The sequence below is a fragment of the Microcoleus sp. S13_C3 genome, from assembly GCF_036700905.1.
Classification (GTDB): domain Bacteria; phylum Cyanobacteriota; class Cyanobacteriia; order Cyanobacteriales; family Microcoleaceae; genus Microcoleus.
The window spans coordinates 16,587-36,085 of sequence record NZ_JAUBPT010000085.1; the positions used below are offsets into that span (position 1 = coordinate 16,587).

At 46.8% G+C, this 19,499-nt stretch carries 20 protein-coding genes; 13 read left to right on the plus strand and 7 right to left on the minus strand.

The genetic code is table 11. The annotated features are described in order from the left end of the window. Window positions 1-26 precede the first annotated feature (26 nt). Window positions 27-266, minus strand: a complete 240-nt coding sequence (locus QUA16_RS21860) for a helix-turn-helix transcriptional regulator (RefSeq protein WP_333105633.1) — start codon at window positions 264-266, stop codon at window positions 27-29. Window positions 267-430: 164 nt separating this feature from the next. Here QUA16_RS21860 and QUA16_RS21865 point away from each other — a divergent pair, with 164 nt between their 5' ends. The 9 genes from QUA16_RS21865 to QUA16_RS21905 all read left to right on the plus strand — a co-directional run bounded on the left by QUA16_RS21865 (window position 431) and on the right by QUA16_RS21905 (window position 11,261). Beyond that, window positions 431-691, plus strand: coding sequence for a hypothetical protein (locus tag QUA16_RS21865; protein WP_333105634.1), 261 nt, complete (start codon window positions 431-433; stop codon window positions 689-691). Between the two features lie 219 nt (window positions 692-910). Further along, entirely contained in the window at window positions 911-1,579 is a 669-nt protein-coding gene (locus tag QUA16_RS21870; protein WP_333105635.1) for a Uma2 family endonuclease, read from the plus strand. A gap of 185 nt (window positions 1,580-1,764) precedes the next feature. Further along, on the plus strand, window positions 1,765-2,019 hold the full coding sequence (locus QUA16_RS21875) for a type II toxin-antitoxin system ParD family antitoxin (protein WP_333105636.1): 255 nt from the start codon (window positions 1,765-1,767) through the stop codon (window positions 2,017-2,019). After that, a complete protein-coding gene (locus QUA16_RS21880) occupies window positions 2,016-2,288 on the plus strand; it encodes a hypothetical protein (RefSeq protein WP_333105637.1) in 273 nt (90 codons plus the stop codon). Before QUA16_RS21875 ends, QUA16_RS21880 begins: the two co-directional genes overlap by 4 nt. A 177-nt stretch (window positions 2,289-2,465) precedes the next feature. Further along, on the plus strand, window positions 2,466-2,618 hold the full coding sequence (locus QUA16_RS21885) for a hypothetical protein (protein ID WP_333105638.1): 153 nt from the start codon (window positions 2,466-2,468) through the stop codon (window positions 2,616-2,618). A 192-nt stretch (window positions 2,619-2,810) separates the two neighbouring features. Continuing rightward, window positions 2,811-3,626, plus strand: a complete 816-nt coding sequence (locus tag QUA16_RS21890; protein ID WP_333105640.1) for a PD-(D/E)XK nuclease family protein — start codon at window positions 2,811-2,813, stop codon at window positions 3,624-3,626. Window positions 3,627-3,744: 118 nt separating this feature from the next. Continuing rightward, on the plus strand, window positions 3,745-6,300 hold the full coding sequence (locus tag QUA16_RS21895; protein WP_333105641.1) for a DHH family phosphoesterase: 2,556 nt from the start codon (window positions 3,745-3,747) through the stop codon (window positions 6,298-6,300). A gap of 480 nt (window positions 6,301-6,780) precedes the next feature. Next, on the plus strand, window positions 6,781-9,084 hold the full coding sequence (locus tag QUA16_RS21900; protein ID WP_333105642.1) for a serine/threonine phosphatase: 2,304 nt from the start codon (window positions 6,781-6,783) through the stop codon (window positions 9,082-9,084). Window positions 9,085-10,019: 935 nt separating this feature from the next. Continuing rightward, the gene (locus QUA16_RS21905) at window positions 10,020-11,261 is read left to right on the plus strand and encodes a protein kinase domain-containing protein (protein ID WP_333105650.1); all 1,242 of its coding nucleotides are present in this window, start codon (window positions 10,020-10,022) and stop codon (window positions 11,259-11,261) included. 180 nt (window positions 11,262-11,441) lie between these two features. On the opposite strand, the gene QUA16_RS21910 is transcribed toward QUA16_RS21905, so the two are convergent. Next, window positions 11,442-11,660 (minus strand): DUF4327 family protein, encoded by a 219-nt coding sequence (locus QUA16_RS21910; protein WP_193973492.1) that lies wholly within the window; start codon window positions 11,658-11,660, stop codon window positions 11,442-11,444. Between the two features lie 666 nt (window positions 11,661-12,326). Between QUA16_RS21910 and QUA16_RS21915 the strand changes: the two genes are divergently transcribed. Further along, a complete protein-coding gene (locus QUA16_RS21915; protein WP_333037021.1) occupies window positions 12,327-13,307 on the plus strand; it encodes an aspartate carbamoyltransferase catalytic subunit in 981 nt (326 codons plus the stop codon). 137 nt (window positions 13,308-13,444) lie between these two features. Here QUA16_RS21915 and QUA16_RS21920 read toward each other — a convergent pair whose 3' ends face one another. After that, window positions 13,445-13,819 (minus strand): SH3 domain-containing protein, encoded by a 375-nt coding sequence (locus QUA16_RS21920; protein WP_333105643.1) that lies wholly within the window; start codon window positions 13,817-13,819, stop codon window positions 13,445-13,447. A 635-nt stretch (window positions 13,820-14,454) separates the two neighbouring features. Here QUA16_RS21920 and QUA16_RS21925 point away from each other — a divergent pair. The 3 genes from QUA16_RS21925 (at window position 14,455) to QUA16_RS21935 (ending at window position 16,459) form a co-directional block, all read left to right on the plus strand. After that, complete coding sequence (locus tag QUA16_RS21925; protein WP_333105651.1) at window positions 14,455-14,946, plus strand: molybdenum cofactor biosynthesis protein MoaE; 492 nt, start codon at window positions 14,455-14,457, stop codon at window positions 14,944-14,946. A 107-nt stretch (window positions 14,947-15,053) separates the two neighbouring features. Further along, window positions 15,054-15,713, plus strand: coding sequence for a sigma-70 family RNA polymerase sigma factor (locus QUA16_RS21930; protein ID WP_041622468.1), 660 nt, complete (start codon window positions 15,054-15,056; stop codon window positions 15,711-15,713). Window positions 15,714-15,853: 140 nt separating this feature from the next. After that, the gene (locus QUA16_RS21935) at window positions 15,854-16,459 is read left to right on the plus strand and encodes a zf-HC2 domain-containing protein (protein WP_333105645.1); all 606 of its coding nucleotides are present in this window, start codon (window positions 15,854-15,856) and stop codon (window positions 16,457-16,459) included. A 302-nt stretch (window positions 16,460-16,761) separates the two neighbouring features. On the opposite strand, the gene QUA16_RS37010 is transcribed toward QUA16_RS21935, so the two are convergent. The 4 genes from QUA16_RS37010 to QUA16_RS21950 all read right to left on the minus strand — a co-directional run bounded on the left by QUA16_RS37010 (window position 16,762) and on the right by QUA16_RS21950 (window position 19,491). Further along, complete coding sequence (locus QUA16_RS37010) at window positions 16,762-16,941, minus strand: NACHT C-terminal helical domain 2-containing protein (RefSeq protein WP_445252188.1); 180 nt, start codon at window positions 16,939-16,941, stop codon at window positions 16,762-16,764. Further along, on the minus strand, window positions 16,913-17,239 hold the full coding sequence (locus QUA16_RS21940) for a type II toxin-antitoxin system RelE/ParE family toxin (RefSeq protein WP_333105646.1): 327 nt from the start codon (window positions 17,237-17,239) through the stop codon (window positions 16,913-16,915). The genes QUA16_RS37010 and QUA16_RS21940 overlap by 29 nt, the downstream gene beginning before the upstream one ends. Beyond that, on the minus strand, window positions 17,236-17,517 hold the full coding sequence (locus QUA16_RS21945; protein ID WP_333105648.1) for a type II toxin-antitoxin system ParD family antitoxin: 282 nt from the start codon (window positions 17,515-17,517) through the stop codon (window positions 17,236-17,238). Before QUA16_RS21945 ends, QUA16_RS21940 begins: the two co-directional genes overlap by 4 nt. 216 nt (window positions 17,518-17,733) lie before the next feature. Next, window positions 17,734-19,491, minus strand: coding sequence for an NACHT domain-containing NTPase (locus QUA16_RS21950; RefSeq protein WP_333105649.1), 1,758 nt, complete (start codon window positions 19,489-19,491; stop codon window positions 17,734-17,736). Window positions 19,492-19,499 lie beyond the last annotated feature (8 nt).

The window sequence follows — 19,499 nt, forward strand, 5'->3', positions numbered from 1 at the left end:
CATTCTCTAATAAATCCAGAGGATTCTTACTCTGTCAGTTTTGTCTGTTCTTTCTTTTCCATCGGCATTGACTTTTTGACAGCTAGCACTAACTCCGCTTCGGTACATCGATACAAGTCCCGCATTCGGAATACTTGCCAAACTTCCATTTTTGGCAATGTTCGACCCTTTTCCCAGTTGCGAATTGAAGATTCCGCACATTCTAGTATATGTGCTACGTCTATAATTTTCAGCCCCGCACGTTCTCTTAAGGCTCTCAGATCCATAGCTGACCGAACCTTTTGATCGACAAAGCGTTAAGTTTTACCGTCAATAGTTGGCGGATATGACCGATTTGGTGTTTAATCATAGTAGTAGAGGCGTTAGTCGATTTCCGGCAAGAGACTTACTAACGCCCTTTCCTGTAGTCCATAGAGGATACTAAACCATCATGCCACAAAACGGTTATCAACAGGGATGCGCTGCGAATCCTAGTGCGATCGCGTACCAAAAACGCCTTTACCCTTGGGCGATCGCCAAACTCATGCCCAGTATGCAGCGGGCGATTGTGGGGCGATTTCGCAGTCGATCGGATGCTGACGGACACTTGCTATGTCTGCGTCAACTGATGCCTCAAGCAACGCTTGTCGTAGTCTTTGACTTGCAACCAGACTTAGAAGTACCAATTGCGGCGCCCACAGCAATTCGATAAGCACAAGGATTGCGATCGCCATTTGTAGGGGCGGTGCCCCCGTGCCCGCCCCCTTCGTCTGACTGCAAGTCGATCTTTCTTGTATTTTCCTTCTTCCTTTTTAAGAATGACTCAGACTCGGTAATTCATCCGTGTATCCGTGTAGTGCCTTCCTTCTTCCTTCGGCTATAAATAGCGACTTAAGTTAGGATAAAAATATCCTCAATTTGCTTTTAAATCATGACTTCTACAACTACAAAATTCATCGTGTCTCCAGTGGGTCAAATTCCCCAATGGCAAGCCGCGACGTGGGAAGATTATGTAGCAGCCTGCGAAGATCCATCTTTGGAGGAAGCCAGAATATTTTTTTATGAAGGATATCTTTGGATAGACATGGGTAATGAAGGGCCTCAGCACGCCAGATTTAACAACCTCTTGACACTGGTATTTTACGCCTGGTTTGTCAGCAAAGGAGGACAAGCTTTCGATGATTTGGGTGGATGTGTAATTGAGAAGCCAAAGGTGGGAGGAGGTGCGCCCGATCGCATTTTATATGTCGGCGGAGAATTCATCCAGTGGCAAAAAGGGGAACCGCGCCGACTTAATCTAAATAAATCGCGAATTCCCGATTTAGTCATAGAAACTTCCGATACTACTTTGGCCAGCGATTTAGATGAAAAAAAGCGGCTTTATGCTGCTTTGGGAATTCCTGAGTATTGGGTAGTAGATATTAAGGGCGAGAGAGTTTTGGCATTTCGCTTGCAGGAAAACGGGAAATATCAGGAATGCGAAATTTCCGGTGCGCTTGAGGGATTGCCAATTGCTTTGCTGTCGGATACTTTGAAACTTTTGGGTGAGGGAAATGGGACGGCGGCGATGTGGTTTGCTCAACAAGTTGGGAATTTGTAGAGAGGTTGGCGAAAAGTACGTTAGCGAAGCCCTCGAAGAGGATCGCACGCGATTCACAATAATTTTTTCAAGCTCGACTCTAGGGCTGCCACAATCTGTGAGAATGTTGATATTTGTGCTAAGCTAATCTACAAAAGATGTCACGGTCGTGCAGTAACCTTTCTGTGATTTAAAGGAGCAGGTCAATGAATATTGTCTTAAAGCCGGAATACGAAGAGTTTATTCGATCGCAAATTCAAAGCGGAAAATATGGCAGCGCTGAAGAACTAATTGGAGAAGCGATCGCACTTTTAAGAGAACGAAAACAACGCATCGAAGAACTCCGCCAGAAAATAGCAGTGGGAACTGCACAAATTGCTAAGGGACAAGTGACAGATGGAGAAATTGTGTTTGCCAAAATTCAAGAAAAGATCGATCGAAGAGAACAGTCAGGGGCATGAACAGTTATACATTTTCAGATGAAGCCGTCCGAGACTTGAATGAGATTTGTGAGTACATTGCTGGCAATAGTTCCAGGGCAGCCAGCGGGAGCATCTCACCTTTGCAGCCCTCCGCTAGAAATTGGAGTTTTGAGGCAGGAGGCAGGAGGCAGGAGGCAGGAGGCAGGAGGAAGAAGGAAAGAGGAAGAAGGAAGAAGCCAGAAGAAGGAAGGAGCCAGAAGAAGTATTTTTACAAATATGAGATGCTCCCCAGCCAGCGAGCTTTTTGATGCAATTCGTCAAAAATGTAAACTTGTCGCCGAATTTCCCAATATGGGCAAACGCTATGAGAGGTTAAGCTGTTGTGCATTTAAATTGTATATTTCGAGTCCCGATCAAAAATCGCCAAATCCTCTCCCCCGATCCCCATCGGACCTTCTCCCTCTCTAATACCATAGGCAATCTAGATGCAACACAGCTTATCCCCCAACTTGCGCGGATTTATTGTTAGGGATTATTTAATTTTTTATTACCCGAGATCGGACGGGATTGATATTGCTCGCGTGCTGCGGGGCGATCGAGACTTGGAATTATTGTTTTCAGAGTTAGGGGAAGATTAATTAGCGTTGGATATATCTGAACGGGCGATCGCACTTGGGGAAGCAAAGGGCGATCGCACTCTCCTCCAAAAATGCGATCACTCGCCCTAATTTATCTGCGTTTATCTCCGTCCATCTGCCGACATCTGCGGTTAAAAAAAGATCTATACCCCTTACAATCCTAAAAAATATAAAATCTAAAATCATAAAAAAATGCTCCGACTCTCCCAAACCCAACTCAAAATCCTCGAAGAATGCCCCCGCAAATTCCAACACAGCTACCTCGAACTACTAGCCACCACCGCCTCCCCAGAACACAAAGAAAAACTCACATGGGGAAGCCACTTTCACCTATTAATGCAGCAGCGAGAACTCGGACTTCCCATTGAATTCATCATCCAACAAGACCCCGAACTGGGACGCTGTGTGGCAGCATTTATCAACACCGCACCCGAACTTTTCGCTAATTCAGAAAATAGCGATCGAATTTTCCGCCAAGCCGAACACCCCCGCACCCTAATTTTCCAAGACTACCTATTCACCGTTATCTATGACTTGCTAATAGCAGAACCAAACGCCGCGCAAATTCTCGACTGGAAAACCTATCCCCGCCCTCAAAAATCAAAATGGATAGCCGAAAGTTGGCAAACTCGCCTCTATTTATATGTCTTAGTAGAAACCAGCGACTATTCCCCCGAACAAGTTTCCCTGACATACTGGTTCGTACAATTGCAAGGAGAAGAACCGCCACAAAAACTCACATTTTCATACAACCAAACAGAACACGATCGCACAAAACAAGATTTAACCCACCTATTGCAGCAGCTAACCGACTGGCGACAGCGCTATACCGAAGGCGGCGAATTCTTACCCCAAGTAGAAATTAGTTCCAATCTTTGCGATTCCTGTCAATTTGCCACTCGCTGCAACCGCACAACAGACAAGACAGCTTCCTCACCCAATCTTTCCGCAGAAACTCCCACAGATTGGCTGCCAAATCTTGCTATCATTGAGGAAATGTCTATTTAATTCAAATCTTTTACTATGCCAACTATTAGTCCCCGGTGGGGGCGGGTTTATAGATATTGTGGATGTGAATGAAAGATTGTTGGTGAACCCGCCCCTACAGGAATTAATGAAATAACTTATGACAGAACTACTTCAAAATTTGCCAACTCACCCCCTATCCCAGCCCCCAGCTTGGCTGATCCAAGCTGTCAGAAACCATGCACCAGAACTCCCCGGACACTATGCCGCTGCACTTCTCTGGTATAGAGGAATTCACAACCCCGAACAAATACCCGGTTTTTTAAATCCCCAACTTTATCAACCAGCAAGTCCCTTTGAATTCGGACTAGAAATGAACTGGGCGATAGAAAGAATCCAGCAAGCACGAAACAGCGCAGAAAAAGTCGCAATTTGGGGAGACTTCGACGCCGACGGCATTACCTCAACCTCCGTACTTTGGGACGGACTGGGAGAATTCTTTACTCAAAATGACCAACTAATTTATTATATTCCCAACCGCTTAACCGAATCTCACGGACTCAATATTGCAGGAATAGATGCCTTAGCAAAATCGGGAATTAGCTTAATTATTACCTGCGATACCGGCAGTACAAACATCGCTGAAATCGAATATGCCACCAGCTTAAACATCGATACAATTATCACCGACCATCATACATTACCAGACGATCGCCCGCCAGCTACAGCCATTATCAATCCCCGCTACTTTCCCCCAAACCACCAACTATTTAACCTTTCAGGAGTTGGAGTAGCTTACAAATTAGTTGAAGCATTATATCACACATTCCCAGATATTCCGCAGCGCCCGATCGCAGATTTATTAGAATTAGTAGCGATCGGCTTAATTGCCGATTTAGTCCAACTCACAGGAGACTGCCGCTACCTAGCACAACTCGGAATCGAACAACTGCAAAAACAACTCACAAATCCCACCCGCCCAGGAGTTGCAAAATTGCTCGAACTGTGCAAAAGATCGGGCGATCGCCCAACCGACATTTCCTTCGGGCTCGGCCCCCGAATCAACGCCGTCAGCCGCATTCAAGGTGACGCCAGCTTCTGCGTAGAACTCCTCACCAGCCGCGACAAAAAACGCTGTGAAGAACTAGCAAATTTAACCGAAATTGCCAACTCCCGACGCAAATCTTTACAAAAAGATGTTGCCAAAGATGCCGCCGCCAAATTAGCCAAACTCGACCTCTCAACTACTAGCGTCATCGTCCTCAGCGACCCGCAATGGCCGGTAGGAGTATTAGGATTAGTAGCGGGACAAATCGCCCAAGAATACGGTCGCCCCGTGATTTTATTCAGCACAGAAGGAAGCGAAGAAATTAACGAAAATTCCCCGGAAACGCAATTTACCTCTTTCTTAGATTCAGAATCACAAACACTTTCTCCATCCAAAATTGCCAGGGGTTCGGCGCGTTCGGCAAATCAAATCGATCTTTACCAATTAGTCAAAGACCAAGCGCATTTATTGGACAGATTTGGCGGTCATCCTTTCGCCGCCGGATTGAGTCTCCCAGTTGAAAATATCCCCCTATTTACAGATGCGGTAAATCAGCAACTGCGACAACAATACAGCACAGATAGTTTAACAGCCGCCCCCGTTCAAGCAGACCTAAAAATTACTGTCTCCGAATTAGGCAAGGACTTATTTCAAGAACTAAAATTGCTCGAACCTTGCGGTATGGGCAACCCCGCACCCAAATTGCTGATTGAAAACTGCTGGTTTGACAATCTGTGGAATCAAAAAATTAAGGATTTGAAAGGGCAAAAAGTAGAATATATCAAAACAGAATTTATAATTAGGGATGAATCTAGCGATACGGGATTTCCCGGCATTTGGTGGGGACACAATCAAAACGAAGTTCCCCAAGGCCGCTGCGATGTTACGGTAGAACTAGATTTTAATACTTACAAATCGCGGTATGAAGTGCGTCTCGTAGCAGTGCGGGAACGCACGGAAGACAATCAAATCTATTCCCCGACTAAAATAGATTGGATCGTAGACTGGCGCAAGAGAAATAATGATGAAGAGTTGTTAGCAGCCAGCACAAACTTAGAATCTCCAATGCCGATCGACAATCTAGTTTACAATTCCGAAATGGTCGATCGCGAAAACTCGATCGTCCTCAAAGAATGCCCCGCAAGCTGGGACGAACTGCGGATCTGGTTTCGGCAAGCACAGCACACTCAGAAAAAACTCGCGATCGCCTACACATTACCCCCACTCGTACCCCCACAGCAAATCTGCCAACAGCTAATCGGCATCGCCAAATATCTCAGCCGCACCAAAAAACCCGTCACCAGACAGCAACTGCGCCAAAAACTCGGCATCAGCGACACCTCCCTGCAACTAGGGTTCAAAACCCTAACATATCTCGGTTTTAAAATCAATTATCGCGATCGAGCTTTCCACATCACCAGACAACCCGAAACCGCACAGCAGCAAGACGCGCCCGATCAAATCCCCCAACCGTTATTAGATAGCCAATCCACCCAATTCTCAGTGCCAAATTCCCCCATCGCCACCCGTTTTGCAGCGCAATTCCTAGCAGCAGTCTCCGAAGAACAATTCCGGCGGAAATATTTCTGTGAAGTACCCCTCTCCACCATTGTGTCGATCGCCCGAGAAACCGTTTTCCAAGAAGATTCTACAGCAAATCCCTTCTAACTGAGATATTGGACTATTGTCAATAAGCCTTTTCTGAACAGGCAAGATGCCTGTTCCACAAGAAAATTTATCTTTTGTGGAACAGGCATCTTGCCTGTTCTTGAGAAGGGTGCAACATCTCAGTTCTAACTGATATCTGCCACTATGGTTAAGCATAGGCAGGATGCCAGTTCCACTCCTGAGATAACTTTTCTTATGGGGTACGCACGCTGTTACCACCGGTGGGGCTGGCTTTTGGGGCCCTGAAGCGAGAGAAATTTTTGTGGATAGGGCTTAAGAGGCCTATTCCTGACACGGATGCAAGATCTCAGTTCTAAGAAATATCTTACTTCTGAATTCATCCCGATAAAATAAGGCATAGGGCAATGGGAGTTATCCGTTGCGACTCAGGCCCAAAACTCATAACTCCTAACTCACAGGCCAAAACCCAAAACTCCCCACCGCTTTCACTCGATCGCCCATATCCAATTTAAAACCCCTATGCTTCTGTGTCCCCGCTGCCAATTTGAAAATCCCAATCCAAACAAGTTTTGTCAACAATGCGGAAATTCCCTAATTTACAAACCTTGCCACGAATGCGGTGCCCAAGTCGCTTTTAGCGCCGCATTATGTCAGAATTGCGGCGTCGCAACAGGTCAAGTGTGGCGGGCCATTATCTGCGGTCGCTCGAATTTTCCAGCAGTCGAGGCAGACGAGTCAACCATACCCCCAGCCGAATTTCCCCAAAAAGCAGAGATCGTTCCAGAAATCCCAGCGCCCCAAAACTCTTCTGAACCAATCACAGACGCCATTAAAACAAAAATCACCACCCCAGCCGAACTCCCAACAGCAGTCGAACCAACTTCTCCACTGACCGAAGTCGCCGAGTTCAGCAGCCCAGAAATTGACACTGTGGTAGCCGTGGGGGCGATCGCACCAGCATCCTTTCAAACAACAGAAAAAAGCTCTACTACAGCACCAGAGCGCGAAATAACCCCATCTGAGCAGCATTTTACAACCGCACCACAGCCTAAACAAATCCAGGAAGCAACCGAGAACCCCGACAGCCCAAACATAGCTGACACCTCCCCCCAATCTCCAGAATTCCCCATCCCCAATTCAGAATATTTAATCCCTTCCCAGCAAGCAGGAGCTTATTTAGACACTCAGCAGCGCTACCAACTCCTAGAAACCGTGCCGCCGAGAAAACGCTCAGACACAGTAGAAGTAACAGTATTGGACTGTCAGCCACTGGAAATGTCACCCCTCAAAGCCATGCTAGCAGCCAACTCTGCCAGCGTCGCCCGACGAACATCCCCCTATACCGCAGCAATCAAAGGCGGAGAAAATTCAACCAATTCCGCCTTAGCAGAGCTTTGCCAAGGCATAGCTGAACCTTATCTGGCACTGCGGTGGCAATTCTCTCAAAACCTGCCAGTCATTCACGATAGCTGGTCAGACAACGAACAGGCAGTGCTGCTGCTAGAAGACTGCTCCCAATGGCCGCTGCTGGTAGAACGCTGGAGTCAACCCGAAACTTCCACCCAGCAAATTTTATACTGGCTGCACGAAATGACAGAACTCTGGGCTGCCCTAGAACCCTGGCGCTGTCGGCAAAGCTTGTTGGAACTGACAAATTTGCGAGTCAACCCCGACTCTTCCTTTTCCTTGGCTTCTTTGCGGCTGCAATACCTCTATCCCGAACCCGCCGGCTCAAACCTGCAACTGGTAGATTTGGGGCAATTGTGGCAGGTGATATTTAGCCAGTCCGATCGTCGCACTCAGTTTGGCGCATTGCTCGAACTGCTGCAACAAATGTACAGAGGCGAGATTAGCACAATCGAAGAGTTGCGATCGCGCCTAGAAACAGTTCCCCTCGAACTCCAAACCGCACCTTCACCAAGCTCAACCCCGACGCGCAGGCATTACCGCAGCCCCGACGAGTCCCCCCCCGAGGTTGGCGAGGTCTTAACCCAGCCAATGCCACTCCAGATTTACAGCTTAGAAGACGCAGGCCTCACCGATGTGGGCCGCACCCGCGACCACAACGAAGACTTCTTCAGCATCTGGACTCAGCTCAACAAACTCGAAAGCTCCTTCGGTCGCATCTTTCAAACCAAAGGGCTTTACATTCTCTGCGACGGCATGGGCGGACACGACAGCGGAGAAGTAGCCAGTCAACTAGCGGCTGAAACCCTCAGAGAATTCTTTCAAACCCGTTGGGAAAATCAACTACCTCCGGCAGACACCATCCGCGAGGGAGTGCTGCTAGCCAACAAAGCCATCTTTGAAATCAATCAAAAGGACGGACGCTCCGGCAGCGCCCGCATGGGTACAACTCTAGTCGCAGTCTTAGTTCAAGACACCCAATTCGCCGTTGCCCACGTCGGCGACAGCCGCCTCTACCGACTGAGAAAAGGACAAACCCTAGAAAAAATCACCTCAGACCACGAAGTAGGCCAGCGCGAAATTAAGCGCGGGGTTGACCCGGAAACTGCTTATGCCCGTCCCGACGCCTATCAACTAACTCAAGCCATCGGCCCGCGAGACAGTAATTTTCTCAAGCCAGAGGTGCAGTTTTTAGACTTGTGCGAAGATACCTTATTAATTTTGGCTTCGGACGGCCTGACAGATAATGATTTGTTGGAAACTCACTGGCAGAACACTCTCGAACCCCTGTTCAATCCCCAAGCTGATCTCGACCAGGGAGTTGCTCAATTGATTGAACTGGGCAACAAACGCAACGGTCACGACAATATCACGGCAATTATCATTCGGGCGCAGGTAGGCGCATTTCGATTTTAGAATTTGGATGCTGCCAACTTTTTCAAAGGTGGTGCTTTCCCCCGTGACCGCCTGGGTTAAACCTGCAATTGTTGCAGAGAAAAAAAACAGCTTCTGCCGTTTCCGGGCAAGGCTTTACTGCTGCCTCTGTTATTAGGTATCCGGTGTTAAAACAGCTTCAGTTTGATTGCTCAAAAACTGATTGCAAACCCATACGATTTCAGAAAAGCTGTGGAGGACTAACCATTTATCAGTAGCTTTAATTTTGAGACTCGGTTCATGGAATCTACCGGGAAAATTGGCTTAATAGTAAGTGGATTCATCATAGTTGAAAGAGCTTTAACCTACAAAAATAGTTAGTCTAATGAAAAAAAATCAACTATAACAATCCTAAATGATTCAGATAAATTTGTAGGTAGTGCTAAGAGTGCCTACCCCCTATCTATCGGGCAACCACGGGGGGATTGCCCCTACAATAATTATGCAAATGATTTAGGATTGCTATAAAATGAAGTGAGTATGCAGGCTGGCTAATGCGAAATCTGTTTTATACTCGATCGCTATCGTGGCAAGGTGGGCATACGTCGAAAGTGTCCGCCCTACATATATATGTGGGGCTGACATCACAATCTGCTGCCACATCAAATTTACGTAAAAGTTTAGCGATTGTTTACCTAGTTTTTGTTGTGGCAATTTTTAAATCGATCGACTGTGTTTTAAGGAGCGATCGACCACTCAGAATTTTTACCCATAATTGTTACCCAAAAACTATTGATAACTTAATTGTTTATGAAATCTTTAATCACAATCAGGATATTATAAAGTTTTAGTGAAACTCACCTGTGAAGCTCATAAGTAATTTTTAATTGCTAATTTTTCAAAGCCCTACGCCCCAAATCTATAAATCCCGTCAACTCTCACTGCCACATCAGGGAGTTCAACCACATCAAGCGAAAATGCTGCTGACTCTTTTAGATCCAGAAAAACAGACCCCCCTGCAACAGTGGAGTTTCGAGAGCGAATCCATTATTCGCATCGGCCGCTCTCCCGAAAATCACGTTGTGATCCCCAATGCTCTAGTGTCACGGCAGCATCTGGAACTGCAAAGAGTTAATAGCGGGAAATCCAGTCAGTGGTACTTAGTCAATTCCGGGACAAATGGCACTTTGGTGAACGGTATTCTCATGTCTCAGGGTTGGATATCCGACGGTGCCATGATCCAGTTGGCGCGGGGCGGCCCAATTCTGCATTTCCAAGTGATTACTATTGAACTCGGCGGCCAAATTAAGGCGAACCCCACCGTCAATCTCGCGGCACCGAGGTGTACCCACGCGGGAAACCCGCCGGGGAATTTATTCTGCATCCACTGCGGCGAACCGATTAAAGTCGATCGCACGGTGCGCCACTACCAAGTGCTGCGAACTTTGGGCCAAGGCGGTATGGGGACAACGACTTTAGCCTGGGATCGAGAGAAAGCAAAAGCTCAAAAACCCGGAAGTTCCCCCGCAGCTTCTCTGGTAGTCCTCAAGGAAATGAATGCTGACATGGCTCAAATAGTCAAAGCTCAAGAACTGTTTGAACGTGAAGCTAAAACTCTCAAGGCCCTCCACCATCCGGGAATTCCTCAGTTTTTTGACTTTTTTGTGGAAGGGGGCAAAAAATACTTGGTGATGGAAATGCTCCACGGCGAGGATTTAGAAAAACGCATCTACAACCGCGGGCCTGTTGCTCCCCAACAAGCAATAGAGTGGATGAGCCAAACCTGTGAGGTTTTGGACTACATTCACTCTCAAAAACCCCCGATCGTCCACCGGGATATTAAACCTGCTAATTTGCTGGTGCGGCACCGGGACAATCGCATTACAGTGCTGGATTTTGGAGCCGTTAAAGAAATCGGCACTCCTCCGGGCACTCGCATCGGCGTTGAAGGCTACACCGCACCAGAACAAGACCGGGGACAGCCTCTGCCTCAGTCGGATTTATATGCTATTGGGCCTACGTTGATTTTTTTGCTGACGGCCCAAAGCCCTCAAAACTTTTACGGGAAAATACCTGGAGGTTACGGGTTTAAGCTCGATAATATTCCGACGATCGCCCCCAAGCTGCGAGAGACCATTTTGCGAACCACGGCAGCTAAGCCTGGGGATCGCTTTCAAACAGCTCAACAATTAGCTCGAGCTTTAGCCGGTTCGCTGTAACAAAAGTCAGAAGTCATTAGTCATTGGTCATTAGTCATTAGTCATTAGTCATTAGTCATTAGGAACAGAGCCCAGGTCCGAGGGAAGAGGGAAGAAGCTAGCAACGGAAAATTTATCAAAGAAAATTTACCCCCTCGCCTCGGAATTTCTCTCCGACACCCCAGTCCTCCGTCTCCTCTGTTATTCCTCGTCCCAAGCTTCTACAGCTATCAATTCGCTCACGGGGTCTTGCATAGAAAAATCAAACTCTAGCAATTGCTGTTTCCAGTACGGCCATTCGTCGCCGTAAAGCAGAGCAATTTTCCAAATACTGTCTGTGGGCTTGATAATGTCAGACGTGACGAGAGAATGCACCTGACGCTGGAACTTAACCATCGGCTGTATAACCTTCTGGCTCATAATACCTCTTGAATTGTTTAAATTTTGTGAATTACCACTTCCGATCTCACACTTTTTACCGCAGTTTCGCCAAGAACAGTCTCGCCAAGATACGTGTAGATTTTTGTCGGGAAGCTACATATTTAACTTGTATCTTAACAGAGTTCGTTTTGACAAGGCCCTATAAGCAGGACTGAAGAGTCAAGACCGACTTCAAAGAATTAATCATCTTTAAAATGTCCCGCTATATGCTGTCGCTCGACAGTGGGATGTTGGCCGCCTCGATTGTTTCCACATCGTTGTTTCCACATTGTTGTTTCCACATAGTGGCAGATGCAAGGGCTGCGTTCGGCTTGTTCTCGAAAAGGCTGAGTTTGGGTAAGAGAAACTGCAACTACTGCGCTTTGGCTGGTATAGCGTAATTTCCGCTTTCCTGCGGGTAAACCACACCTGTTTCACCTTCGACGCTGGGTTCGCTGTGAGAGTGGGGTCGGAGCTATATAAACAGATTATAACTCTACTCACCGCAAAAGCGATCAAAAATTGTTGGATACTGTTGATCGCCACCCCTAAATGTCGATCGAACATTCAAAGGCGACAGCAGGGCGGGCGTACAAGCAAGTTCCCAACCCATCCTCCGTCCTGATTGAGTCAATCTAAAATCTCAAATCTAAAATCTAAAATTGTATGACTTGGACAAGGCGACACATTCTCACTCTGGCTGATTTTACCTCGGACGAATACGATACAGTGCTACAAACAGCAGCCAGTTTTCGCGAGGTGCTCGGCCGCCGCACGAAGAAAGTGCCGGCCCTGCAGGGTCAAGTGGTCGCGAATTTGTTTTTTGAACCTTCTACCCGGACTCGCAATAGTTTTGAGTTGGCGGCGAAACGGCTGTCGGCGGATACGCTAAATTTTACCCCTGGAAGTTCTTCTCTAACGAAGGGGGAGACTATTCTGGATACGGCTAAGACTTATCTGGCGATGGGAACGGATTTGATGGTAATCCGGCACGAACAAGCTGGAGTTCCCAGCACGATTGCTTCGGAAATGGATCGCTTGGGGTCAAGAGTCAGCGTTCTCAATGCTGGAGACGGTCAGCACGAACACCCGTCGCAAGGTTTGCTAGACTTATTTACTATTTGTGCTCTGTTAGATACCGAACGTCCGCGGCTGGAACTTTTAGCGGGCAAAAAAATTGCTGTGGTGGGGGATATCTTGCATTCACGGGTGGCTAGGTCTAATATTTGGAGTCTAACGGCTTCTGGGGCAGAAGTTCATTTGGCCGGGCCCCCAACTTTGCTACCGCTGTTGTTTGCTGAGTGTGGCGATGGTAGGGAAGGCAAGTTATTTTTGCACTGGCAGCTTGAACCTGCTTTGGCCGATGCTGATTTTGTGATGACTTTGCGGCTGCAAAAGGAACGGATGAGCGACCATTTGCTGCCGAGTTTACGAGAGTACCATTCTTTGTACGGGATTACGCGCGATCGACTGAAACTCTGCAAGCCGGATGTGAAGGTGTTGCACCCGGGCCCGGTTAACCGTGGCGTGGAAATTAGTTCGGATTTGATGGACGATGCCCAGTTTAGCCTGATATCTCAGCAAGTTACCAGCGGCGTGGCGGTGCGGATGGCATTACTTTATCTAATCGGCGGCGGTAAAGTTTAGGCTGTTAGTTGTTAGTCATGAATTTCGGATATTCCATGATTTTCAGGATCGATCGCATATTTAAAATAATCGTTACCCAGTATGGCCGGGCAACGATTAAAACTCTTTCTAGAAATGTAAAGTGCTCTAGTTAAGAGTTAGGAGAGCCACGAGGCTTTCACCCAGCCGCCACCTTTGAGTTGGGCCCAGCCGTTTCTGTAATAACCGGTCAATGCCACATTGTCTCCATTGTATAACTTGCCGATGACATGAGAACAGCCATTGGGGCGGTGGCGGATATTCAGTCGGCCACCGTTGGTTGCCACTTCGGCGTAGCTGTGACGGCTGTGGCCGCCGCAGTGACGGTAGCCGCAACTTGCCTGCGCTTCACCGGAGGTACCCAGAACAGATAGAGCTACTGCCATACCTGCAACGCCTACCCATGCAGAATTAGGAATTTTCAATTCCAGTTGGAGTTCGGACTCTGGAGATTCATAAGCAACAAAAGAGTGGCTCAATGCTAGTGCTTCCATAGTTTCCTCGTGATTGTGGTTAACATTTGTTGGTGCAGATTCAGGTCAAAACCTCAATTAACAGCCCAAAGTATTAACTTATGTTTCATAAAAGCCACAAAAGGGCGTTAAGGTCTTGCTTTTGCCGAGTATTGGCTAATGTTCCTGAACCCTGCACAGGTATATCATGTCATTGATGTAGCTTTCCGGAACAAAAAAATAAATAAAGTTTACATCGACTGCTAAAAATTTTGCCGACGCGGATCAGAACTCCGGGCAGAATTAAACTTAACTGTGTCCTTAAAAAGGGAACGAAGTTATGGATTGGGGTGGGGAATGGCTTGTACTGAGTTGCGAATGACACTACTTATTTCGGTGCTTCTTTATTGAATTGCTACAGCAATATCGGCAGTTAACTAGATAAAAAAGCATCCTGCTCGTATTCAAGCACGGTCTTCATTAGGTTCGGGCTAGTTATATTGTAGCCGATCGCACTGGTGCAGAAGTTCGGGGCGAAGGCGTCGGGCCCTCACCCGTGCTACAAGATGGGTCTCAAGATTAGCCTCCCAGTGTCCCCGACAAGAATGCAAGACAAATCCATCGCGACTTGATTTGTGTCAAGATCGATCGAGTTATCCAGCACCACTTCTTTCGCAATGAACTCCTTCGCTGCACTTTCTCTCGGTACAATTCCTCAACGCCATGAATCCGACAGCTTCGCCATTACCTTAGCGCCGCTGTCTGTAGAGGAAATATACGCTTTGGCAGATGACCCCGCGAACGGAGCCGTGGTAATAATGAGCGGTACAGTCCGCAACCAAACTGACGGTCAAGCTGTAGTTTCTCTAGAATATCAAGCGTACGAACCGATGGCCGTGCGAGTATTCCAGCAAATTGCTACTGAAATCCGCCGCCAGTGGGTCGATGTCAATCGGGTCGCTATTCACCACCGCGTCGGACACTTGCAGGTGGGGGAAATCAGCGTATTGGTGGCTGTTGGCTGTCCCCACCGGGGTTCAGCGTTTGCAGCTTGCCAGTACGCCATAGATACGCTCAAACACAATGTACCGATTTGGAAAAAGGAACATTGGGCTGACGGTTCTAGCAGTTGGGTTAGTATTGGAGCGTGCGAGGTTGTCGGGCATTAGTCAATCGATTTGAGATTTGAGATTTGAGATTTGAGATTGAAGAGGGGAACTTGTTACGATCTCCTAACGTCAAAAAGTGTGGAATGTTCGATGAGCCGATTCCACCGATGAGCGACTTTATTTCCGTGTCCTGGTCTGCGGTTGTGGCGACCGTTCAAAGAGTGCAATTGCCAGCCGAAAAACTCTCTAATTATGACTTGGTGTTGCGGTGTCAGGAAGGAAATCGACCTGAGACCACGGCCTTTTCAGAACTGTTGAAGCGGTATCAGTCCCACGTAGACAGGGTTCTCTATCACTTGGCCCCTGACTGGCAAGACCGAGCAGACTTGGCTCAGGAAGTGTGGATTCGGGTCTACCGCAATATTAACCGCTTGCAAGAGCCTGTTAAATTTCGGGGCTGGCTGAGCCGCATCGCCACTAATTTGTTTTACGATGAGTTGCGGAAGCGCAAACGGGTGCGAACTCCTCTGTCGCTGGACGTACCCCGTACTCTGGAAGATGGCGAGGTTGATTGGGAAATTCCGGCCGACAGTCCGGGCCCAGATGAAGATTTGACGACGAGAGAATTTTACGACCAGTTGCGGGTGGCGATCGCAGATTTGCCGGAAGTATTCCGCACGACAATTGTTTTGAGAGAAATAGAAGGTTTAGCCTATGAGGAAATAGCCGAAATGACCGGAGTTTCTCTGGGAACTGTCAAGTCGAGAATTGCTAGAGCTCGCCAAAGATTGCAGTTGGAATTGCAAAAATATCTCGATGGTAATTAGCAAGAGTAATTTCAGAGGCGGGTTAAGAAGATTTGGTGAAGTTTGCTGTGACATCAAAACTTCTCTTTTAAAATATAAATAAGCAGTAAATCATTCTAATACCGAGTGCGTGATTCCCCAATTAGAGCAAGTCTGAAATTATGAGTGGTAACTTTGAATCCGATAAAAATCAGAATCAGCAAGGCGTGGGGGATTCACTCGGTGAAACTCAAGTTAACAACAATTATGCCCAGGGCAATGTAACTACTATGATGCGCGATCGCTTTGAATTGCTAAGTGCCTACCTCGACGGTGAAGTGACGGCGACAGAACGCCGGCAAGTTGAGGAGTGGCTGACAAATGACCCCACTACGAAACGTTTGTACTCGCGACTGCTGATGATGCAGCAGAGTTTTCAGGCAATGCCGGTGCCTGCTGCACAACAATCTGCCGAGGAGTTGGCGACGAAGGTTTTGCAGCGCGTGGAACGCAAGCCGAAACGAACTTGGATTGTGGGTGGAGGTGCGATCGCAGCTTTGTTGATTGCGGTGGTGTCTGGTGTCGGTGGCGGCCGCCAATTGTTTGCTCCTCAGTTTGCTCGATCGCCCGTTCCTGCTGAATCTGACGGTTTGATGGTGGCTTTGAACGAGCCTCTGGTGGAGATTGTTAATCCCAACGATTTGATGCTTGGGGTGAATGCACCGATCATGGATATTCCCAAAGTTGGTGTAGCAACCCCTCAAAAGTCATTGCCAAAGGCGCAGTAGGATTTCTGTTTTGAGCAATAACGAAAGTTGCTAAGCTCCCTAAAAAAGGGGGCTTTTTGCCGTTTTTCCCAGTTTTTCAAGGTGGATATATGCTTTGACGCTTTCGTGGCTTTGAATGACGAATTGTGGGGCGATCGCATCTTAATATCAAATCCACTCTTCATCGGAATAGTAAATCTGAGTTCACTGTTGACTGTTCACTGTTGACTGTTCAGTGTTCACTGTTCACTGTTCACGGCGTCAACCGTCAACCGTCAACCGTCAACATCATGTATGAGTGTAACCGGAAATGATATAATATCCTAGTAGGTAGCGAGTGGAATTAGAGCGGGCGATTCCCTACGGGATAGCTTCGCACGCGCGTACTTGTCACCGATTTTTTGGATATGTGCGATCGGTAACAGCAATGTCTCCTCAATTTCCTGCCGCACAGTAGGAGATACATTACAACCGCTATTGAGGCAATCTACCAGCAATTTCACTCGTCCTCATCAGAAATAGAGAAGGTAAATCCCGTTCTCCCCTCACGATCCGAACAATTTCAATTAAGTTGTCCAGCGCCCGATAAAGAATTATGTAACCCCTGATAGGAATTCCCCGCACAGAAGAAGCTAGTTCCTCGTAACTGCGCCCTATATTGGGGAACTTAACTAAATTACGACACTTTTTATCAAAGTCTTCAACAAATTGTTCACCTGCATCTATATTCCTAGTTGCAAAGTAATCGGTAATTTCATTGAGATCGCGACTGGCTTCAGGGGAAATAATGTAGCGGCTCATTGTTGATTTTCCCGCATTTTGCGAAATTTTTCCCGCAATCTAGCTATAACTATCTCCCCATCAATTCCTTCGCCGCGTTCAAGCTGAGCTAGTCCTGCCGCTACTTTTGGACGAGTTTCATCGACCCATTCTTGATAAAGATCGCTCTGTTGCCGATCGCTTCTGTCTGCGAGTAGTTCCAACGCCGCAGCAATTACCTCATCCACCGAAGAATATTTGCCACTTTTGACTTGCGCTTCAATGAATTTATTATGGTCAGGTTTTAGAGTAATGTTCATGCGCTTTACTTCTAAGGAATGAGAATTAAATAAAATCCACTTTTCCTGTTTGTTGTGGGATGGGCGTCCCGCCCGTCCTTTCTGGGCGGGCGGGACGCCCATCCCACAAGAAAAAAGGGAAATTATTTAATTGACGATCCTAATAACTTTTAGCCATTATATCATTTCCACTGGCTCTCTCCATGTAAAGGCGAAGGGGAGGGCGATGGCGAGCAATTAAACTCGATCGCACTTGTCACCGATTTTTTGCTGATTTGCGATCGGCAACAGCAATGTCTGCTCAATTTCCTGCCGCACAGCCGGAGATACATTAGAAGCGCTATTGAGGCAATATACCAGCAATTTATTAGCATCGTAATACTTCCTTAGCAATGACTTCTGCTGTTGGCTAAATTCCCAATCGTGACCTATATTGCGATAGGAAATTATGATTTGTCTTAATTCCCTAGTCCAAACTTGTCCGTTAGCTTGCCACCATTGCCTAAATATTTCCTTGTCACCATCTGAGTGAGGTAGCTGTTTCTTAAGTTCTTGCAGTGCTTGCATCAATTCAGGTTCAACAACAGGGAAAAGAAGAATGTCGTGGGCAAGACTAAGGGCTGGGTCAATAGCACCGTCGATTACAGGCAAAATGGCAAGGTCAAGAACAAGGTCAAGGGTAAGTTCAATAGCAGAGTCAAAGGTATGTTTAACGGCAAGGTAAAGGGCTGGGTCAAGTAAACGTTCAGGGTTACGATTAAGAGCAAGCTCAAGGGATGGGAGAAGGGAAAAGTAAAAGAATCTCACTGCCGCAGGTTTGTAGGGGAAATCAACAGAAATGGATTTTTGGTTTACCCACAGTAGGAATTGCTGTAACTCCTCGTCCTCAGCGACCAGTCCATCAACTTGTTGTTTCATTAACAGTAAAAAATCATCAGCTTTTGGCAACATCTCAACTGCTAACAAAAAAACTTCTCGCCAACGCTTCTCGGTTACGTGGCTGAGCAGTTTTTCCAAAGCTTGTGGAGTGGAGTTGTTAACTATTTTTGTAGCAGTAAAATACTCTTGGAATGTTAGATGAGAAAACGAATAAATCCCTCTTGCCCTTTCCACTAATAATCCATGTTGTGCCTCGATCGCCTTCAGCACAACCTCACTATGGCTCTCCAACTGAACCGGGTCAGTTGTGGCATCGGGTAAGTTAGCCAGATAGTCGGCAATCAATTGCTGAACTGTGTTTTTTTCAAAAAAGTAATCGCCCCGCTCAAAAGTAATAGCTGCCACAAAAGCAAGTAAATCTTTCTTGCGGCACAAATTCAAATCGTGATAAACTTCATCCCGTTGAATGCCTCTAGTTTCATCCCATTTTCTGAGCATAATTTCCAGTCCTTCCTCATACAACTTGGCTCGGTTGGATGGGAAATCTGCTTTGGCTTGGAATACTAAACAAGTCAGATTCAACAAGATAGGCGTTACTGCCAGTTCTCGGATTTGCTGATTTTTATTCATTTTTAGCTGCTCTACAAATTGAGACGCTAAAGCTTTCCCTGCCTCCATATTCTGGGAAAATGCCACAAACCAATTGCGAGCAAAGGCAGCGATTTGCTTGTTATTAAAATCTGCTACCTCAACACAGGTAAACGCTTCGTCGTGAAATCTGTACTTAGAAGCGGCAATTCGACAGGTAATTATAAACTGATTGTTGTAATACTTTTGGACAAACTGACGAATCTGTCTGACGACTGCATCGCTATCTGATTCGGGCACTTCATCTAAGCCGTCCAATAAAATCAAACCTCTGCCTTGACTGAGTGCGAATTCAGTTTGCGATCGCGCCTCAACTCCGCAACTGGCAAATTCGTCGCTGATATATTCTAATAAGTCAAGATTAGGGATTTCAGCAAAGGTTTTTAGGGGGATAAAAATGGGAGCATCCCGATTTTGCAAGTATACAAAAGTATGATATGATGTATTGTTTTTTTGGAAAACCGACACTTAGCTTC

Excerpts from the sequence above, each read along its gene's own strand:
- QUA16_RS21860 (WP_333105633.1), bottom strand. The coding sequence starts at position 266 with ATGGATCTGAGAGCCTTAAGAGAACGTGCGGGGCTGAAAATTATAGAC.
- QUA16_RS21865 (WP_333105634.1), top strand. The coding sequence starts at position 431 with ATGCCACAAAACGGTTATCAACAGGGATGCGCTGCGAATCCTAGTGCG.
- QUA16_RS21870 (WP_333105635.1), top strand. The coding sequence starts at position 911 with ATGACTTCTACAACTACAAAATTCATCGTGTCTCCAGTGGGTCAAATT.
- QUA16_RS21875 (WP_333105636.1), top strand. The coding sequence starts at position 1,765 with ATGAATATTGTCTTAAAGCCGGAATACGAAGAGTTTATTCGATCGCAA.
- QUA16_RS21880 (WP_333105637.1), top strand. The coding sequence starts at position 2,016 with ATGAACAGTTATACATTTTCAGATGAAGCCGTCCGAGACTTGAATGAG.
- QUA16_RS21885 (WP_333105638.1), top strand. The coding sequence starts at position 2,466 with ATGCAACACAGCTTATCCCCCAACTTGCGCGGATTTATTGTTAGGGAT.
- QUA16_RS21890 (WP_333105640.1), top strand. The coding sequence starts at position 2,811 with ATGCTCCGACTCTCCCAAACCCAACTCAAAATCCTCGAAGAATGCCCC.
- QUA16_RS21895 (WP_333105641.1), top strand. The coding sequence starts at position 3,745 with ATGACAGAACTACTTCAAAATTTGCCAACTCACCCCCTATCCCAGCCC.
- QUA16_RS21900 (WP_333105642.1), top strand. The coding sequence starts at position 6,781 with ATGCTTCTGTGTCCCCGCTGCCAATTTGAAAATCCCAATCCAAACAAG.
- QUA16_RS21905 (WP_333105650.1), top strand. The coding sequence starts at position 10,020 with ATGCTGCTGACTCTTTTAGATCCAGAAAAACAGACCCCCCTGCAACAG.
- QUA16_RS21910 (WP_193973492.1), bottom strand. The coding sequence starts at position 11,660 with ATGAGCCAGAAGGTTATACAGCCGATGGTTAAGTTCCAGCGTCAGGTG.
- QUA16_RS21915 (WP_333037021.1), top strand. The coding sequence starts at position 12,327 with ATGACTTGGACAAGGCGACACATTCTCACTCTGGCTGATTTTACCTCG.
- QUA16_RS21920 (WP_333105643.1), bottom strand. The coding sequence starts at position 13,819 with ATGGAAGCACTAGCATTGAGCCACTCTTTTGTTGCTTATGAATCTCCA.
- QUA16_RS21925 (WP_333105651.1), top strand. The coding sequence starts at position 14,455 with ATGAACTCCTTCGCTGCACTTTCTCTCGGTACAATTCCTCAACGCCAT.
- QUA16_RS21930 (WP_041622468.1), top strand. The coding sequence starts at position 15,054 with ATGAGCGACTTTATTTCCGTGTCCTGGTCTGCGGTTGTGGCGACCGTT.
- QUA16_RS21935 (WP_333105645.1), top strand. The coding sequence starts at position 15,854 with ATGAGTGGTAACTTTGAATCCGATAAAAATCAGAATCAGCAAGGCGTG.
- QUA16_RS21940 (WP_333105646.1), bottom strand. The coding sequence starts at position 17,239 with ATGAGCCGCTACATTATTTCCCCTGAAGCCAGTCGCGATCTCAATGAA.
- QUA16_RS21945 (WP_333105648.1), bottom strand. The coding sequence starts at position 17,517 with ATGAACATTACTCTAAAACCTGACCATAATAAATTCATTGAAGCGCAA.